The organism is Bacteroides sp. MSB163, assembly GCF_036416795.1.
Lineage (GTDB): Bacteria > Bacteroidota > Bacteroidia > Bacteroidales > Bacteroidaceae > Bacteroides > Bacteroides maternus.
Genome location: NZ_CP143867.1, coordinates 5,848,588 through 5,867,266 on the forward strand (window position 1 = coordinate 5,848,588; position 18,679 = coordinate 5,867,266).

Sequence of the window (18,679 nt, forward strand, 5' to 3'; positions counted from 1 at the left end):
GAAGGGAGAATTTATCAGAAAACATTATGAAATATATACTGTTATCACTAATAGGAGTTTTCATTTGTTCTCAAAAAATTGCTATACCATATCAAGAGAAGGTATATCTCCATACTGATAAGCCTTTTTATTTAGTCGGTGACACCATCTGGCTGAAAGGCTATTTGGTAAATGCGCAAACACATAAAGAAAGTGATGTGCAAAGTCGCTTTTTATACATCGAACTCATAAACCGGAAAAATAAGGTAATTCAACGTAAAAAGATAAAAGAGGAGAACGGGCATTTCTTTAACTTCATTTCTTTAGAAAAAGATATTGAAGAAGCCGATTATCAAATTCGTGCTTACACCAATTTCATGAGAAATCAAGGAGAGGAGTTCTTCTTTACCAAACAGATTCCTGTATATGCCAATACCTCTTCGTTACTCACTGCGAACATCGAATATGATTCGGAAGAAGCCGATGGGAAATATATTGTTATTACCCTGTTGCGTAAAGATGGAACTCCCTATGCAAATTCTCGTGTTGAGTACATGATTCGCACAAAAGAATATAAGAATCGCTTTCACCGTGTGAAAACAAATACCGAGGGGCAAATACGCTTTAAGTTACCCGAACGAGAGAAAGACGTGGAACCTTACGTTTACCTTTCTCTATACGAGAAGGAATATGTACACCGTAAGCGTATCTTTCTGCCGCAGGATTATGAATATACGGTCGGTTTCTACCCTGAAGGAGGGCATTTACTGGCAGGAGTACAACAGCAAGTTGCCTTTAAAGCAGAAACATCTACCGGTGAAATCATAACCGTAGGGGGATATGTCTTAAACCAGCGAAAAGATACATTAGCTACATTCAACAGTGAGTATGCAGGTATAGGTTCCTTTGCTATTCGGACTGAAGAGAAAGATACATTGTGTGCTTTGGTAAAAGACAACTTTGGAAATGAACGGAGTTTTATTTTACCTAAAGCTTCCAGTACTCATGTTTCTCTTGCCATACGTCAGGATACTACTTTTGTACACTACCGTATACTCACTCCCTCAGATAGAGAATCAAATGAAAATTTCGATCTGTCAGTGCATACACGCGGCAGGATTCTCTTGAATCGTGTCATATCTCATGAACAATTATCCGATAGTCTCCCTCTCGATTTATTTCCTGAAGGAATTGCTCATTTCACATTGTTCAATCGGGATACGACAGTAGTAAGCGAACGGCTTATTTTTGTCAGGAAGCCTTCTGCGGTGTTTCAGTTGGCTGCTTTGGGTAGCCCGGCCGATAGCCGCCAACCTATAAAAATAGGATTACGCGTGTTGAATGAGCAGCAAATGCCGATTCAAGGAAACTTCTCTTTGAGTGTGACTGATGATTTCGCTGTAAATATAGATCCTAACGCCAATCATGTGGTCAGTGAACTATTGCTGAATTCTGATTTAAAAGGCAACGTCTTTTCGCCTGGTTACTATTTCTCTTCTCACACTCCGAACGTCAAGAAGCATTTGGATCAGCTCATGCTAACACACGGCTGGCGTAGATATAATGTGAGTACAAATTTGAGAGAAGCGAAACAGAAGTATAAATATGAAGTTGAGAGAACTCAGCAAATCTGCGGATATGTTGAAAGTCATTTTGATAAGAAGAAATTGTCTCATTTTGCACTGCTTGTGAATAATCCTCAAGAAGCTTTCAAACAAATTGTTGTCTCCAATGAAAAAGGAGAGTTTTGTTTTACCCATAATTTTCAACAAGTAAAGGAACATTTGACTGGGTTCTTAATTTATGGTGCCGGGAAGAAACCCAAATGGCGATATGGTATTTATATGAATGAAATAGAATACCCCGGTATCAACCATTTGCATTGGCAAAAAGAAGATATACCTTTGAAAAGTAAAGCTTTCATTAAGAGCGTGCGCGAAGATTATACTCTTGTAAATGGAGAAAAAATATACCGGCTACCAGAGGTAGAGATCACTGCTTTGCAATTACCGAATGGGTGGATCTCATATAAAGTGGTTGAACCGGAGAAGATAGAACAGATAAATGAAAAGACGGCTTTGGATTTATTAAAGAGAACTCCTAATATTGTTGTTCATTCCGGGGTTAGAAATAATACCAGTCAGATGTTTGTATTAGTTCCAAACAGAAACTTCAATGAAAAAAGCTCTTATAGTAAAATATCCGGTTCTAATGGTGATAGTCCGATATCCGGTTACTGGGAACGCTTTTGGAAAAGAGTACCCGTCATAGTGGATGGATATGAACTAAAGAATATACAAGATCTGGAAAATCTGCATGCCGGAGATGTGAAGTCTATAGATTTTGTACGGGACAAAGCAATGTATATTGCAAACAGCGAGGATCATTATACTTGGGAAAATTATGAAGAAACAGAAGCCGCAACAATAGCTAATGCACCGCAAATTGGCGATGCGCTACCTCTGATTGTTCAGCCTCAGAAAGTATACATAAGTACTTATCTCTCCAAAGGAATTATAGGTTCGTCTATTCCGAGCATTGCCCGTATCGGTTATTTATCCTATGCTAAGAATGCAGAATTCTATGCTCCTAAATACCCCACCGAGGAAAGTCGTAAAATTATCAATTCCGACAAACGTACTACTATTCATTGGGAACCCAATATCCGTTTGGATGAGAAAGGAGAAGCAGGGCTTAGTTTCTATACTGCCGACCGTCCCTCCACTTATACTGTGGTGATAGAGGGGATTACTGACGACGGGAAAGCATGTCGATACGTAAAACAGATAAGATAAATTGCTAATAAACGGCGGAGGCATAGTCAGATTATTTCCGTTTTAAGGAACAATATGTTCACAGGCAAGAAATATTTGTTTCACAGGCAAGAAATGAACGTTTCTTGCCTGAGAAATAAACGTTCCGCAGGGGGGAATGATGTGTACTGGTTTTAGTTGACAACTTCGTTTGTTATAACTGGATTAGTTTACTCAATATACTTTAATATCTAAAGAGGTTTACTTTTGTTTTTCTTATTCCTATTTTAGTTGTCTTTTGTTGGTGCTTGCAAATTTATGCATCTTCCTTTATTTACGCAAGCCTTCTTCAGGAAAATGTAATGTTGCCAACAAACAAGAACTCTTCGGTCGGGGATCGCCCTAGCGGCAAGGGGCGGGCCCCCCCGTCCCGACGAGCGGGTATTATGCTGTAAATCCTACCGTTTCTCTGAGCACTTCCATAGGTGTCCTCATGTTTATCCCTTGATGAGGCCGCACATGATTATATACATATACAGCATCTTCAATGCGCTTGCTTACTTGCTCGAAGCTCTCATCATCACAGTCGAATAGCCAACCGTTTTTAATGGTGTTGTTCATTCTTTCAGCCAATGCATTATGCAAAGGATCACCACACTGCGTCATACTGATGTTGATTTGATGCTCTTTAAGCCTCTCTACATATTTATTTGAGCAATATTGGACACCCCGGTCAGAATGATGAATAAGAGTGCTCATGTCTATGTGATACTTCTCATAGAATGATATTGCCATCTCCAAAGCTTTCAAGGGCCCCTCCGTCTCAAGAGTTTTGTAAAGCGCATATCCAACGATGGCACGACTTGCCGCATCGGTAAGCAACGAGAGGTAAGCCCAGCCCTGACCGGTGTTTACGTAGGTTATATCCGCCACTACCATAGCGCCCAATCGCGTAGCGACAAATTTGGGCGCAACATTCAACAGATCGGGGTAGATATAGTAATTATGGTTCGAATTCGTTGTTTTAGGACGCTTGCGACTTGTACGTTGACACAAACCATTGGAGCGAAAAATGTCATAACAACGATCACGACCGATAACCATCTTTGGTCCAAACTTACTCACGCAGCAGGCGTATAACTCGCGCATACCAGCTTTGGGCATGAGCTCCAACAGTTCCTTGCAGTACAACACGATGCTTGTGGTAAGGATATCAACCTCCAAATGCCGGTTCACATGCTTGTAATAACCTTGTCGGGTTATGCCGAAGTAATCACAGAGGAACTTTATACAACCATGTTTGCGTCGGGTTGAGTGCCTCTGTGACAAGGTGTCGATTACTTGGCATCGGAGTTTTTTCGTACCTTGATATGATACGTGGATTCAGCAAGATTGATGAGTTCTTCGCACGCCTCATGACGTAAACTCTCATCAGCAAGAGCCCGATGAAGTTTACGGTTCTCAGCACGCAATAGCGATAGTTCTTTCTGGAGCTCAGAAATACTAGAATCAATAGCATCGCTATTTACCGGTTTAGGTGATATACCCATAGCTTTGTCTTCCATTTGATACTTGTTAAGCCAATAAGTAAGAAGCTTGGCACAAAAGCCGTTACGCTTACAAAACTGAGATTTGCTCTCGGGACTTGATAAATACTCACGAATATAAGACATTCGTTCATCATCACTGTAATAGTTGTACTTCTTTTTCGAATATTTCATCTTTATTTTCGATTTTTGAAGTGTCAACTTATTCAGTACACTACAGAATGATAGCTTCTTCGTGGAGTCTTATTTATCGCACTTCGCTACAGAATAATCAATAAAGGAAAGTCTTATCGGACAGGGAAACCTATACTGGTCAGCGACGCCCAAGGCATAAACGATTGATTGTCCGTTCCTTCCGGACGACTTTTTTGAATCATCTTACGAGTGTACGGCATATCCATTCCTTTACGGTCATGATAATGATGATAAGCCCGTTCCCAGGCAGGACAGATCTTCTCCCGTTGTTTGGATGAGATCTCAGGTCCATAGACCGACTTTCCAAACCAAGTGATATACTGCACATGAGGAACTTCTTCGCCGGACATGTATCGGGCCGTATACTCAAATCCTTTGTAGAGGCGATTGTCAAATGCTCCATATAAGTCTATATCTTGATTCCAGGCAATTTCGGCGGCACAAGCAAGGAAAGCAAGGCCCATCTGTACATGTTGTTGGTCACGTCCACTCTCCTGGCATTGTCCGCTTTCATAAAAATAATTTTTGATAGCCCCATTCGTATTACCATCGGTAAGCTGCTTACAGGCAGTATCAAAAATATCCCGTCGGTCAAGGAAAATGCCTATACACATAAGTGTTTGTCCGTTGGCAGCATCCCAATTGCCATTATAACGAGGCGTCCAATCCTTTATCACCGGATACCAGATATTGATGACCATATCTTCAAATGCTTTACGATCTTTGGCATTCCAGCCCTTATAAGTATGTTTTATTATCTCGGCAGCATTGAGATATTTGATTCCCGCCGTACCCACCTTTAATTGACGGTTGTGATTTACGACCGAATCAAGAGTCTGAGCCCAAGCATTGAATATTTCGATAGCCTTTTCCGCATAAGCTTTATCCCCTTCCACATACCATTGTAAAGCCATGGTATAGGCTGCCGCACCATCACGTACAAACTCTTTCCCTCCATTATCGGGTTTATTATAAGGTCCGTTATCTACAACCTTAAAAGGAGTTGGTTTATAATTGAGCGAAGCAATTTCCGATGACTTGAGTTGGCTCCATGCTTCCTTCCAAGGTTCCTCACTTGCAAGGATCTTGGCTTTCATGAATTCAAGATCAGAGGTCACGTGTAACATTCCGGGATGTGCGAATTTCTGTCCGAAACTAACAGTACATATCAACGCATACAGGAGTGAGAAAAAAGTTCTTTTAGTCATAATCGTTAAGAAATTTATTGCTGATATTATAATTATATTATTTTCCGACAGTTCTTATCAGAACCTTCCGGCTATAAGCTTTCTGGCCGGCTTCGTGCACACGAACTACGTAAAAATCATCATTCAATGGCATACTCTCCACCCAATTGTCAGAAGAAGATTTGAGCATCTGCACCATGCTTCCATGAGTCGTGTAAATAGATATCCATGCATCTTTTAGCGATTTTACTCTCACACGATTTGTTTCCACAATAATGTGCGGGATATCTTCTCTGCCTGTTTCAGGTATTAGCCCCGTAGAGATGCCTCTTGCCGCCCTCTGAGCCTCATAGAGTGATGCGGGCTGCAAGCCTTTACGATTCTGCCCTTCTATATATCCATTGGTATATTCACTCATATTGTTGCGGTATCTCCGTATTGTCTTAGCAGTGCATCCGATAGCATAATTTTGTCCCGTAGGCACTTTATCCAGATAAATGGCACCGTCTTGTACATCACAATTCCAGAATACGCTGTTGGTGCCTCCCCATCCGTGACCGCTTCCCATATTGTCACGCAGATACATACCTATTTTCCCGGCATTTGATTTTATAGTTCCCAATTCCATCCAGTTATCAAACAAAATCCCCTGCGACCACAACCGATGTCCCTCAGCTTGTGCAAGGGAAAGTTCCGAATGGAAATTCAACACAACAATACCGCTGGTGGAGGCACAGCCATTAGAGATATAGTGATGACGCCCGTTACGGGCATAGCAGTTTTTCAATAAGATGAGTTGTGAACGATGGTAATTCTCAAAATTATAATACGTACCTCCCGTACAAAGTCCGGAGGGATCAATAGCATAGCAATCTTCAATTGTACTCCTCGTAGTGGAAGTCGTTTTAATACCCGCATGAACAAAACCGGACATTGAAACACCTTTCACCCATGAATTCTCCAACGAACTCATATAGATACAATTCTGATCGACGTTAGCCGTAGAATTCTCCGGACTTCTTTCAAAAGAGATGTGCAGATTCTCAATGCCTACATTGTGGCGGATTGTTCCCGGATTTGAAATCTTGTAGATATATGCCTGGGCATACTGTACGTCGAGCGCATAAAATATGGGAGCATCCACTTCAATCATATTTCCTTCCACTTTGGTGACGTAGCGATGATAGGAAATATCAATATCCTTAGTTTTCCATTTCTTGCTTTCATCTGTGTCGCGCTTTGTATTGCCGCCATACCAGACTGCTTCCAGCCAAGCTGTTGTGGTAGGATATTTAATACAAATCAAGTCGCCTGCCTGATAGGCGCTTGCATCTTCCACCTGAAAGGAATAATCGCCGGGCATCACCTTCTGTGTTACAATATTTACCTGAGCATCACCTTTCCCATTTCCCCAATTGTGCGCAGAGGAATTTCCCATTAAAATAAGCCGTTTAGCCTTTTCTGCCGCATTTCTTCCGTAGAGAACCGTGGAATCATTGTCCGAGAAGCAATTACCTTCGCCACGCAAAATGACTCCGTCGTATGTCAGGTTTAACGTCCCGTCCACATTATATCGTCCGGCTTTCAGCAATACGACTCCTCTGATACCCTCTGCGTCCAAAGCATATTTTCCTACTTCGTCAATGGCTTTCTGTATATGTTGCGTATTGTCGGCCTCCTTGTCCTCCAGAGGCCTGAGAGTAATGGTGCGTTCCGGCAAACTGACCACAGGAATGTCTTTTCCATTCCCGTATCCTGCCTGACTAAAATCCGGAATGACAAAACCATCATTATCTTTCTTATAAGTCAGGCTTCCAGATTCATCCTGAATAACGAGTTGCGATTGCCAACTTTCCTGGGCATTAAGGGAGTAACTGCCTACAAAACATAAGCTCCCGATACATAAAGATACAAGTTGTGATTTCATATGTATTTATTACTTTTTGTGATATGTAAAGAAAGGGAGATTTCTTCTCTTCATTTTGTAGTGTTATCTCATTTCCTTGTAATATTGTATCGCTCTGTTTCAAGATGACAAAGATTATAGCATTTCATCAACACAAAGATATACTATGGGCGATTATTCTAACAGGGCTTTGAGGAGAAAACGATCTTTTAGCCAGACTAAGCATCTGTTTTTCCCAAACAGATGGTCTATCTGACCGGAACAGACGGTCTGTTTACCCAAAACAAACCATGTATTTCCTCTTAACATACCTTCTTTTCGGGCAAAACTAACATTCTTTTTCGTGATAAGGCTACACCTTATGCCCGAAAGGGTGTAGCCATATTGCATAAAGGGTGACACCATCTCGGATATAAGGTGTAGCCCTTTACTTATCGGGTTATATTCTTTTCTGGTTATATCGGGAAAGTATTCGGAGGAAAAATATTATTTTCACACATAAAGCGCATGAAAGATATTATTTTTATTTAAGATACAACAGTCATTGCATCCCTTTTTGTAATTCTGTCCCCTTTTCCTTTCTTTCCGCACTTCTTTAATAAGGAATGCTTGCGTTCTTTCTTTTTCCCCCACCGTTGGGCGGAAAGAAAGGAATCTGAGACAATAGAATTATCATTTTGTCAACTATGACAAAATGATTTTTATAGGTCATTTTCTGAAAAAACGATTAGTCGTGCGGCTGAGGATTCGGATTGGTATGCGCTTCATAAACTTTGAAATCAGCCAACTGTAGGCTTTCATCTTTAAGTCCGTTATCGGGTCTGTCGGATGCACTTTGCATTTTCCGCCCCAGACTGCGATAAATACCAAATTTATTCCGGATACTTGTCGCCCCCTTCCTCCATAAGTCTACATCTGCGAAAGATTGGTCGGCAAGCACTTTCCCATCGCTGATACGGGTCAGTTTGATGCGGAATGTGCCATGATGGGTATAATGCATTTCTGTCTCCACTTGTATCCATTCATCTTCAAAGTCGGCAAGCGGAAGGTTGTCTATAATAATACCCTTGCCGGACGTTCGTGTGTCGCCTGTATGAATTACTTGTACACGCTTATTCCCTCCGTCTTCATCGCAACGGGTACTGATAGTAATGAGTGGTGCGCCATTATTACCTTCCTGCGCCTTCAGTTGGTGAAGATGACAGAACTTGGTGGTGGGTTGGAAACCTTTGGGTATGCGGAGTTTCCATTCCAGCCGTTGCCACTCGTTCCAGTTTCCGTTCAGATGATACCAATCATGGTTTGTCTGGCTTTTCATCTCATTGCGCTGGCGGTCACTCAGTAATCTTCCCCGGTCACTGTCCAAAGCCCCGGCATTGGCATGATTGGTGAATTTGAAAACATATTGCTGCAGGGCAGCATCAAAAAGAACTTCACAATGCACACCGTCATAATGGTCGTTTTTCGAGATATTGGGATGTTCGGAATAGTCCCAACCCAAGGCACGCATATATTCGTGTATAGCTCTATAATCTTTTCCCGTTAACTCGCGAGAGGCTTGCATACCTCCCTGAAAAACATAGTCGGAACGGACAGGGGAAGGTAACTGCACGGTAGCCCCATATCCAATGGCTTGCAATGCAGATTCGCCCAAACGCTCCTTCAATTGCGCCAGATAAAGACTTCGAGGGGCAACCGGAGTATCATGCGAGTCGAAAACACCTACCGGCAACGTAGGACCGGACTGATTGAAGGGACGACGCAACGGAGTACTTTCTCCTTTACTGCCTATTACCCAGTTATAAGTGCCCGGGGGAATCTGATTTACATAACTCTTCGCCAAGCAATTCCAGGCAACAGACCAGGCTGTGCCCCAACCATGACCGGAACCCATGGAACCACGGTTCTTGAAATCAATACCTCCGCCCGGTAAATTACAATTGTCAAGCAATAAACCTGTACTCCAGCGTTGATGTCCTTCTATACGGCCATTTCCTTTGAAGTTGCAATTAAGGAATACAATAGGCCCTGTTTGTCCGGCGCCAAGTGCCACAAACCAGATGTTATCTCCCTCTACCGAACAACGGTCAATCAGAATTTGTCCTCCGTTCGGTGCAAACTCCGCCGGTTTGGAAGCTCCCTGGTGCAAAGCCCTTCTGATTACGTTAATCTGCTGCAAAGTAATTCGTCGCCCGCCTACACCTATACTCTCCATGGTTTCCAATGCATTGATGTCCTTTGCCCAACAGTCTTCTCCGTTGATTCTTAGTGCATAATATAATGCTTTCCCGTGATTGACCGCTTGTGCGGGTGACTCGATACGCAGATTCTCCACACCGCACTGACGGAGGCGTTGTATGTTATTGGTCACTACCAATGTAGTATTGTCATCGGTGAATTTCGCATCGTAAGAGTCTACCAGCGGGACACTCAGCACAATTGTATTTCCTTCAATACCTGCAATGGTCCGTTCGGCAATCAGTTGTCGTCCTGCCTTTATCCAGGTCTGAGGTTTTCCGTCACGAACCAAATCATTCATTTTCATATATTTGATCCATTTTTCGGTTACGGGTTTGCGTATTTCTATATTGTCGCCGACAGAAAGTTCGGAAACATCAGTTACCGTCAAACGATATGAACCGGCAGGGATGTACTTGTCAGTCACCTTTATGCTTTTTTCATCCGGAGCAGCTTCGCCTAAACGATTACCCGCACGTTGGCGGATGCCGTTATTCACCACGATTGCTGTATGCTTATCTCCGGTCATGACGATAACGCTTCCACTCGGATCACTTCCGCTACCGCGCAATACGACACCATCTGTCATTATCTGAAGAGAACGGTTACATACGTAACGTCCCGGTGCCAACAGAACTGCACCCCGAAAGCCATCGGCATCTTTGGGAAGTGCGGAAACCATATCAATGGCTTTTTGAATATAATCCGTGCAATCTTCATTTTCTCCTAAAGGATGTACGGTCAGTTTTGCCGGAACGTATGGCAAGGTTACACCACCGCCCTTATATCCGGCATGTGAAAAGTCGATAATCCGGTCACCTCTCTTAGTGGCTTTATACACTAACTTTCCGTTAGCATCCGAATAAACCCACTGGCTTTTGCCTGTTGATTCCTGCCCCATAATGGATAAGGGGAAAAGAAGGCATAGTAGATAATAAATGTTCTTCATTCTTTGTCTTATTCAATAAAGTTAATTAATGGTGTAACAAAGGAAAAGGAAAAAAATGATTTCCATTATATAGATTGTCTCAAAAGCTTGTAAAAAAAGAGCAAACTTCTACTACTGAGAGTAAAAGTTTGCTCAATATTGGTTTAACTAAATACCTTAATTAAGAGATTCTGTATTTTGGTATACTATTTTAATGGATCAAAGTCACCACTTTCCCAACCAATAGTCTGTTGCAATTTCGGATTCTGTTCGAAATGTTTACGAGCCAATCCTTGGAAATAATAGCTGTCTTTTACGTCCCATTGATAGGTTTCGTCAATTCTCCAGGTTTGAGTAGTGAAATACTTAAAATAATTCTTTGTCATCAATTCCGGATCGCTCTTTATCATAGTTATAAAATCTCTTCGTGCCATAGTAGCATATTCATTCTTCACTTGTATTTCAATTCTGTAACGGGAATATCCTTGCATATCAGAGAATATTTTGCGACGAAGCAAATCCCAGAAACGTTTGCCCTCATAAGCCAATTCAATGCGGCGTTCATAGAGAACGGCATCAACTAATTCTTGTTGGCTCATATTTACTTTTAAACCATAGAGCCCGTCCGCATTGGCCGTTATACCGGCTCTTTTACGAATATCTTTCAGGATAGTATAAACTTCATCAGATTTATTTCCTACTTCCGCAGCACATTCAGCAAGATTCAATAACACTTCTGCATAACGCATTTCAATCCAGTCCATGTCACCGTGATCCTTGGCTTCAGTAGCTGTCTTTTCAGGGATAGAAAACTTGCATGAATAAAATCCTGTGCCAGTCGGACTGTGAGTATCTTCGCCACCTTTGTAAGTATACATACAACCCTGAAACCATTCCGGCATACCATTCAATGGATATTCAGCACCATTGTAAACGATGATATCGTAGAAACGGGGATCACGGTTCAACCAGAACATACCGGTAGCGTCAGTAGCAGTAGGATCAAAAGCTTCCTTCACACCATCACCATCTACATCTACTCCTGGAATAGTACCATCAGCCATTGGGAAAGCAAGTGCCATATCCAATGTAGGATGGTGGTTACCGGTAGCTCCTACCGAAAACTCCAACGGACGAAGTCCTGCCATGAAATTGTGTGTACGCACCGGATCGAGAAAACGGGTAGTGATAACAGTCTCAGAGGTAGTTTCTTTTGTCCATATCTCCTTATAAACAGGATGTAAAGCACGTTGTCCGTTCTCTGACAGTTCCTTTTGGGCCGCTAAGCAGGCATTGTATGCTGTCTGCCAACGGGTACGGTCATTGTTCGGATTAAATTGCTTACTGGCATAAGTCATCAACACACGTCCTTTGAAAGCCATAGCTGCTCCTTTGGTGATACGTCCAAAGTCATTTTCACCCCAAATACTGGGCAATGAAGCCGCTGCATCATCAAGGTCTTTCACTATCTGGTCAATACATTCTTTTGCTGTATTCCGAGTAACATACAAATCGTCACTATGTCTGTCCTGCGGAGTTAAAATCAAAGGTACACCTCCATAAATTTTTACCATCTCAAAATACTGATAAGCACGTAAGAAAAGCGCTTGTGCCTTTATACGGTTCCGGATGTCCTCGGACAAACTACCTCCATCAATACTTGTTAACAAAACATTGATAGTATATATCTTGTCATAAGGCCAATGTTCTCCTAACGGACCTCCGGCAGTAGCTACCGCCGTCAATCGGCCATGAATAAAATCACCACCTCCGTTGCCTTCATCACTATATTTAGAATAATCACCACTAAATGATGGTAGATTATCTTTGTAGCATTTATCCAAAAAAGCTGTAGCCAGAATTTCACTATTCCATGTTGCCTTTTCGCTGACAGCTGTCAGGTCATCTTTATCCAATACGGAAGTACAGCTAGTCAAGCTTGCAAATGTCAATGCTGTAATAGCTATTATATGTTTTGATTTCATAATATTCAAGTGTTTTTTTATATAATTAGATCGTTAGGTTCAAACCAAATGAGAAGTTTCTCATAACAGGATAGTCTGAAATACTCGTTGCTTCGGGATCCATCCATTTTACTTTATCCTGTAATAAGAAGAGATTTGTACCATTCAGGAAAAGTCTTGCTTTCTCAATACCTATCCGCTGAACAAATGTCTTCGGCAAATCATAAGATATGGATATATTTTTGCAACGCAAGAAAGAAGCATTACGTACCCAAAAGGAAGAAGCTTCATTATTCTTATACTGTGTAGCGCCCGGCATTGAAGCATTTGTATTCTCCGGGGTCCAGTGGTCATTATAATATTTGAATGTACTTGTATGGGCATTGATACCATTACCACGGAAATCCATCAACTTCTTATGACCGGCCATACCTTGGAAGAATATATCAAGCATGAACCCTTTCCATTTACCGCCAATCGTGAAGCCATAAGTGATAGGAGCTACTTTATTTTCAATAATAACAACTTTGTCATCATCTGTAATGATACCATCCGGTTCATCACTCTCAGGGCCACGTACATCTTTGTATATCAACATACCTAAACCGGGTTTCTGTCCTTTAATAGTCATATTCGGATTTTCTTCCATATATTGCTGTAACTGTTCCTCGGTACGAATCATTCCAATACATTCAAATCCCCATTCACGGCTCAATGACTGACCGATTTCAGATTTGTATGCCCGGATATTTTCTGCTTCATCTTTCTTGGACCACCAGCTGTTTGCAAAACTAAAGTTACCTCTTAAATAATAGTCCAATTTACCGATTCTGTCATTGTACCCCAGTTCTACTTCGAAACCACGGGATTTAACCTCCGAATAGTTCTCTTTTGGCAAAGATGCACCAAATGTAGTAGGTACACTCACATTCAGATTATCAAGAATGTCGTATGTACGTCTATAGAAATATTCAAAGCTGAAATCAAATTTATTTCTAAACCAACGGCTATCAAAACCGATGTTGTAAGAAGTTGATTTCTCCCAAGTCAATTTAGGATTAGGAACTTCCTTAGGCTCCAATCCATAAGATAAACCATTGAATACGGCACCTGTAGTAATTCCGTAACGAGCCATCCATTGCCAACCGCCAATAGCATCATTACCTAATGTAGCAATAGAACCGCGCAGTTTCATATAATCAATAAACTTGATATTCTCTGAGAAGAAAGGTTCACTGGAAATACGCCATCCTGCTGAAACAGAGGGGAAGAAACCCCAGCGTTGATCAGGAGCAAATTTTGTAGAACCATCGACACGGAATGCAGCTTCCAGTAGATACTTGTCTGCATAAGCATAGTTCAGACGCCCTACGTAGGAAAGGCGGCCACTTTCACTTACAGAGCCAGCTCCAACAATAGATTCAGAAGCATCACCACTTGCACCGAAAAATTCCGGCATTTCCCAAGTGATTAGTTTATTACGCTGTGCATCAAATTTCTCACTATCACCTTCAGATTGTTCATAAACAAATAATGCACTTAAATCATGGTTACCAAACTTACGGTCATAAGTTACAAATAGGTTTAATTGATATTCTTCTGCCAACTGGTTTTCTTTAAATACATAGTTACCGTCATCACGAGTTTTGGTAGATACTACTACATTACTCGGGTCAATATAATGATTGTTCGTTCCGGCAGTCTGGAAATTATACATTTCATACGGGAAGTTCACCTTTTTAATTAATCGATTATCCAATGTACGGTTATACTGTACTTTCAGTTTCAGACCTTTTACAAAGGGAACTCGATATTCCGCAGTCGCATTGACATTAACATTTTGCCATTTCTTAGTATGTAAACCCGATTCTTCGCTAATAAGCATTAACGGATGCCATTCAATAAAGTTACCTACTGGCATTCCATCAATCATACTTGGAATCATCTTGGTACGGAGCAATAATCCCTTGTATAAGTCATTCATACGATCACGGTCACCGTCGGATTTCCAATTAGGTTTGGTATCTTTACGATTATCTGTACTGATATTCAAACCAACTGTAAAATTCTTACTGATATCAGCATCAATACTAGCACGGAAATTATATTTAGAATACTTCAAATTATCAAATGAACCTACATTATAGAAATAAGAACCACCGATAAAATAACGTACTTTTTCGGTTCCTCCGGTAATATTGATAGCATGACGAGTAGACCATGGAGTTTTCCATGCATCATCCAGAAAACTATAATCAGTTGTTTTGAAATGTGCCAACTCGTCATCTGTATACCAAGAAGACTTGGTAGTCGGATCTTGCTGTTCTACATTCGGATTCCAAATGGCATTGTTAAGATAACCCTGTATAGCACGGTCATTCAAATAAACAGCATGTTCATAAGCACTAAGCGTCTCCGGAATCATAGCAGCTACATCGATACCTACCGTACCAGTATAATTGATAGTTGGTTTCGCATTTCCACCTTTCTTTGTGGTAATCAATACAACACCATTAGCAGCACGGGCACCATAAACTGCTGCCGATGCACCATCTTTCAATACTGATATATTAGCCACCTCACTGGCATCCAGTGCGTCAAACGCCATCTTATCCCTTACTACTCCATCAATAACATATAGTGGGTCAGAATTGTTAGGAGTACCTTTAGCGCGTACACTAAAAGAGGCTGAAGTTCCCGGTTTACCTGTTCCTTGAGTTATATATACACCTGAAAGGCGTCCTGCTAATGCTGAAGACAGATTAGCTGATGGAAAATCTTCAATAGCTTTGGCATCAACACTAGTTACACTGCCCGTCACACTTCCCTTTTTCTGCGTACCATACCCTACTACAACTACTTCATCTAAAGCTTGTGAATCTTCAGTCAATACAATTTTCAGATTACTTTCAGTAACGACTTTAGTTACATCCTTATAGCCAATATAACTAAACTTCAGAGTCGAGCCTTTAACACATTTAATAGAAAAATTACCATCAATGTCAGTAATTGCTCCGTTAGTAGTGTTCAATTCTGCAACTGTCACTCCAATTAACGGTTCACCATTCTGATCCTCTACGCTTCCTGTTACTGTTATATTCTGAGCATGTACTATAGTACCAAAAGAGAAGCTCAACAGTACCAACAAAATACGCCATAACAGCGATTTCGACAAGTGTTCTTTCTTTTTCATTAAAATTACTTTTTTTGATTAGACTTAAATAAACAAAGCATTTTTCCAACGCTTTCTCGTTTTATTATTAAACATTTCTATTACATAAACCATAGCATATGTATATAAAAATAATATACATAGCTATAAAATCAGTATTAGAACATTCATAATGTGGTTAGACTAACAACAATACAAAGAAAGGAATGAATTTATTAACCTAATATCAGTTGCATCTCAAAAGCTTGCATTTTTATTGCAATAGATAATAATTTCCCCAAAAATAACTTCATTTTATGGGAGAATCAGTTTAAGATGTTTTTCATGGCAGAAGAGTTAACGAAGGATTATTTTATCCGTATGATGATAACGCCATTAGCTCCTTTCATTCCATATTCAGAGCCATCTTTTTTAATCTCAACTTCTTGTATATCTTCTACTGACACTGCATTATTGGCTTCCTCCAATGAATTATATTCGGTTCCGCCTATAATGAAAAGCGGTTCGGTACTGAGGGCAAAAGATGAACTTCCCCGTATTGAAGCCTTCATTTGTCCGTTTGAATAATTAATCTGCAATCCGGCAATATTACCTCGCAGCAAATCTATTAAATTGTTGACGTCTAATTGCCGGATTCTCTCATAAGTGATAATATTGCTATTATAGGTTTGTTCCGGTATTTCCTGATACATGCAGGTTATTGTTTTTTCATTCGTGGCATAGCGCAATGAATTCTTCCCCAGATGTATGGTATAGGTTGGAATTCCCGACATAGGCACATAAGCCACCAACTTCCTGTTAGGATATACCAACAGTGTATCGCCTGTTTTCACATTATCCAGTTCAAATGTACCTTTTGATGAAGTGGAAAGCATCTTCATGCGCCCCTTTACCCGCATTTTTATCTTTTTGGCCGGTTTACCCTTTTCATTCAGGATAACTCCTGCCACATTGTCCTGTGCTGTTCCAACCAGTGAAATCAGAATAGCTGATAATAAAATCAGAATACGATGTTTCATATCTTTATAATATTAATAAAAAGAGAGAATATTCAAACACAATATGTATGTCTAATATTCTCTCCTTTTTAAATGAATGAGATTGATTATTTATCTTTCACGAGGTGCGGCTGTGCAGATTGTACCATTATCAAATACAAATAGATTATCGGCAAAAATAACGACTTTGTTGTCCAATCCGAAACCAGAGCGGGATACATAATATTGATCCTGCACACTGGCTAATGCACTGCTCTCAAAATATTTCTTGCCATCATAGTAAACAATGAATTTCTTATTTGCATCGATTGATACCGCAATAGTTTTGAAAGCATCCTTTTTAAACTTAAAGTTTGCCGTATCCGTACCTTCATCTATTGTAATATCTTCCGTCTTTCCTGTTGTCACATTGGTTGTTGTATAAGTTGCTTTCCATGCTCCTGTTTTGGGATAGGTCGTAAAGCATGCCTTAGTTACATAAAACGTGGCATTATTGATACGGGCAAATTCAATACGGATCTCTGCAAAATTATTATCTGAAGGACAAGCATTTACTGCATAGTCCACTTGTGTGGAGAAAGGAACAGATACATTATTCCAGCTACGGGCAAAACGTCCGTCAGCTTTAGTGGAAGTTAATTTAACTGCACCATTCGTTCCCTTATTAGCGTCAAATGCTACTGTCATAGATGCATTGGACCAGCCTTCATTATAATAAGGAGTCTCAAAGTTAGAGTAAAACAGTTCATCCAGTACAGTCATTTTGGAACGACGGGTTTCTTTCTTACCACCACATTTCACCGTGCACCAAATTTCATAAGTTCCGGCTTCATTCGGAGCTTTCCATACATTCTCAAATAGTCCTTGAGGATTTGTCATGCTTCCACCATCGCATCCCCATTCATAACTAACATCTGTATCATCACTGAGTTCGGCAGAAACAAATACTTTCACCACATCATTACGGCAAAACTTTGTGCCGAAAGTGTTCAATGAAACAATATTTACACTGTCATCGTCTGAACAGGAAGTGAAGATCACACATATTAATATAGCAATATTGAATATTAGTTTTTTCATACGTTTCTATATTATTAATTTATTCTTGACCCAAAAAATATCTCGATGGGCGAGGTTGCCACCAGTCAGATACATGGATATAACCATCACGTGCATGAATGTTAGTGGTGCGACAACTACCGGAAGATGCAGCTAACAATCCTCTAAAATTCCATTCAAAATTATTCAATTGAAGCGGCAGGTTACGGTCATGTCCGGCCTTGACACACATTACTGCAGTATCTCCTTGAAGTGTCTGACCATCTTTATTGTAGGAAAAGCTACCTTCTCCATAAGTCCCGATCCAACGGTCCGAAGAATCTATATTAAAATATGACCATTCTCCTCTTACAATATGATAAGTCAGTAATTCTTTTACCACTTTCTTGTCATATTGCTCCCATGCAGTAGCAGCTGCGGCTTCCGTAGTTCCTGGAAGCATCACCGGATTTTTCTTCCAAAAACAATTATCCCCACTGCTAAGAGCGCTATTGGTCAGCAATATATGCGTATTTCCTGCTTCTTTATACAAGTCTTCAATTCCTGCATACTGAATACCTTCAATTAAAGAACTGAATATATCAGGACGGCTCTGGATAAATTCCCAGATTGTCATATTTACCTTATTATCCGCTTTTTTTGCTTCATATTCCTCGTTGCTTTGAAAATCAAGGTCAAACAAGGTGCATGAACTCAGTGAAATGCAAAATAAGGCCAGACTTATAAAATATCTAAAGATTTTCATATTCATTA

Annotated in this window: 11 protein-coding genes; 1 reads left to right on the top strand and 10 read right to left on the bottom strand. The window is 40.6% G+C overall.

Annotation, left to right across the window (positions count from 1 at the left end):
- Nucleotides 1–26 precede the first annotated feature (26 nt).
- The gene (locus VYM24_RS23075; RefSeq protein ID WP_330941013.1) at nucleotides 27–2,774 is read left to right on the top strand and encodes an SdiA-regulated/phytase-like domain-containing protein; all 2,748 of its coding nucleotides are present in this window, start codon (nucleotides 27–29) and stop codon (nucleotides 2,772–2,774) included.
- Between the two features lie 402 nt (nucleotides 2,775–3,176).
- Here the strand turns inward: VYM24_RS23075 and VYM24_RS23080 are convergent, their stop codons facing one another.
- From VYM24_RS23080 to VYM24_RS23125, 10 genes are all read right to left on the bottom strand, one after another.
- The gene (locus VYM24_RS23080; RefSeq protein WP_244436642.1) at nucleotides 3,177–4,061 is read right to left on the bottom strand and encodes an IS3 family transposase; all 885 of its coding nucleotides are present in this window, start codon (nucleotides 4,059–4,061) and stop codon (nucleotides 3,177–3,179) included.
- An 8-nt stretch (nucleotides 4,062–4,069) separates the two neighbouring features.
- Nucleotides 4,070–4,453 carry a transposase gene (locus VYM24_RS23085; protein WP_224320807.1) on the bottom strand — a complete coding sequence of 128 codons (384 nt, stop codon included), beginning with the start codon at nucleotides 4,451–4,453 and terminating at the stop codon, nucleotides 4,070–4,072.
- Between the two features lie 113 nt (nucleotides 4,454–4,566).
- A complete protein-coding gene (locus tag VYM24_RS23090) occupies nucleotides 4,567–5,682 on the bottom strand; it encodes an alginate lyase family protein (protein WP_299092094.1) in 1,116 nt (371 codons plus the stop codon).
- 37 nt (nucleotides 5,683–5,719) lie between these two features.
- Nucleotides 5,720–7,588, bottom strand: a complete 1,869-nt coding sequence (locus VYM24_RS23095; RefSeq protein WP_044264557.1) for a hypothetical protein — start codon at nucleotides 7,586–7,588, stop codon at nucleotides 5,720–5,722.
- Between the two features lie 706 nt (nucleotides 7,589–8,294).
- Nucleotides 8,295–10,754, bottom strand: coding sequence for a hypothetical protein (locus VYM24_RS23100; protein WP_291555064.1), 2,460 nt, complete (start codon nucleotides 10,752–10,754; stop codon nucleotides 8,295–8,297).
- A gap of 185 nt (nucleotides 10,755–10,939) precedes the next feature.
- Nucleotides 10,940–12,718, bottom strand: coding sequence for a RagB/SusD family nutrient uptake outer membrane protein (locus tag VYM24_RS23105; protein ID WP_330941014.1), 1,779 nt, complete (start codon nucleotides 12,716–12,718; stop codon nucleotides 10,940–10,942).
- A gap of 25 nt (nucleotides 12,719–12,743) precedes the next feature.
- Nucleotides 12,744–15,890 (bottom strand): SusC/RagA family TonB-linked outer membrane protein, encoded by a 3,147-nt coding sequence (locus tag VYM24_RS23110; protein ID WP_330941015.1) that lies wholly within the window; start codon nucleotides 15,888–15,890, stop codon nucleotides 12,744–12,746.
- A 326-nt stretch (nucleotides 15,891–16,216) separates the two neighbouring features.
- The gene (locus VYM24_RS23115; protein ID WP_044264546.1) at nucleotides 16,217–16,888 is read right to left on the bottom strand and encodes a TonB-dependent receptor plug domain-containing protein; all 672 of its coding nucleotides are present in this window, start codon (nucleotides 16,886–16,888) and stop codon (nucleotides 16,217–16,219) included.
- A 90-nt stretch (nucleotides 16,889–16,978) separates the two neighbouring features.
- Nucleotides 16,979–17,947 (bottom strand): hypothetical protein, encoded by a 969-nt coding sequence (locus VYM24_RS23120; protein WP_044264544.1) that lies wholly within the window; start codon nucleotides 17,945–17,947, stop codon nucleotides 16,979–16,981.
- A gap of 19 nt (nucleotides 17,948–17,966) precedes the next feature.
- Nucleotides 17,967–18,671 (bottom strand): hypothetical protein, encoded by a 705-nt coding sequence (locus VYM24_RS23125; RefSeq protein WP_244436439.1) that lies wholly within the window; start codon nucleotides 18,669–18,671, stop codon nucleotides 17,967–17,969.
- Nucleotides 18,672–18,679: the final 8 nt, after the last annotated feature.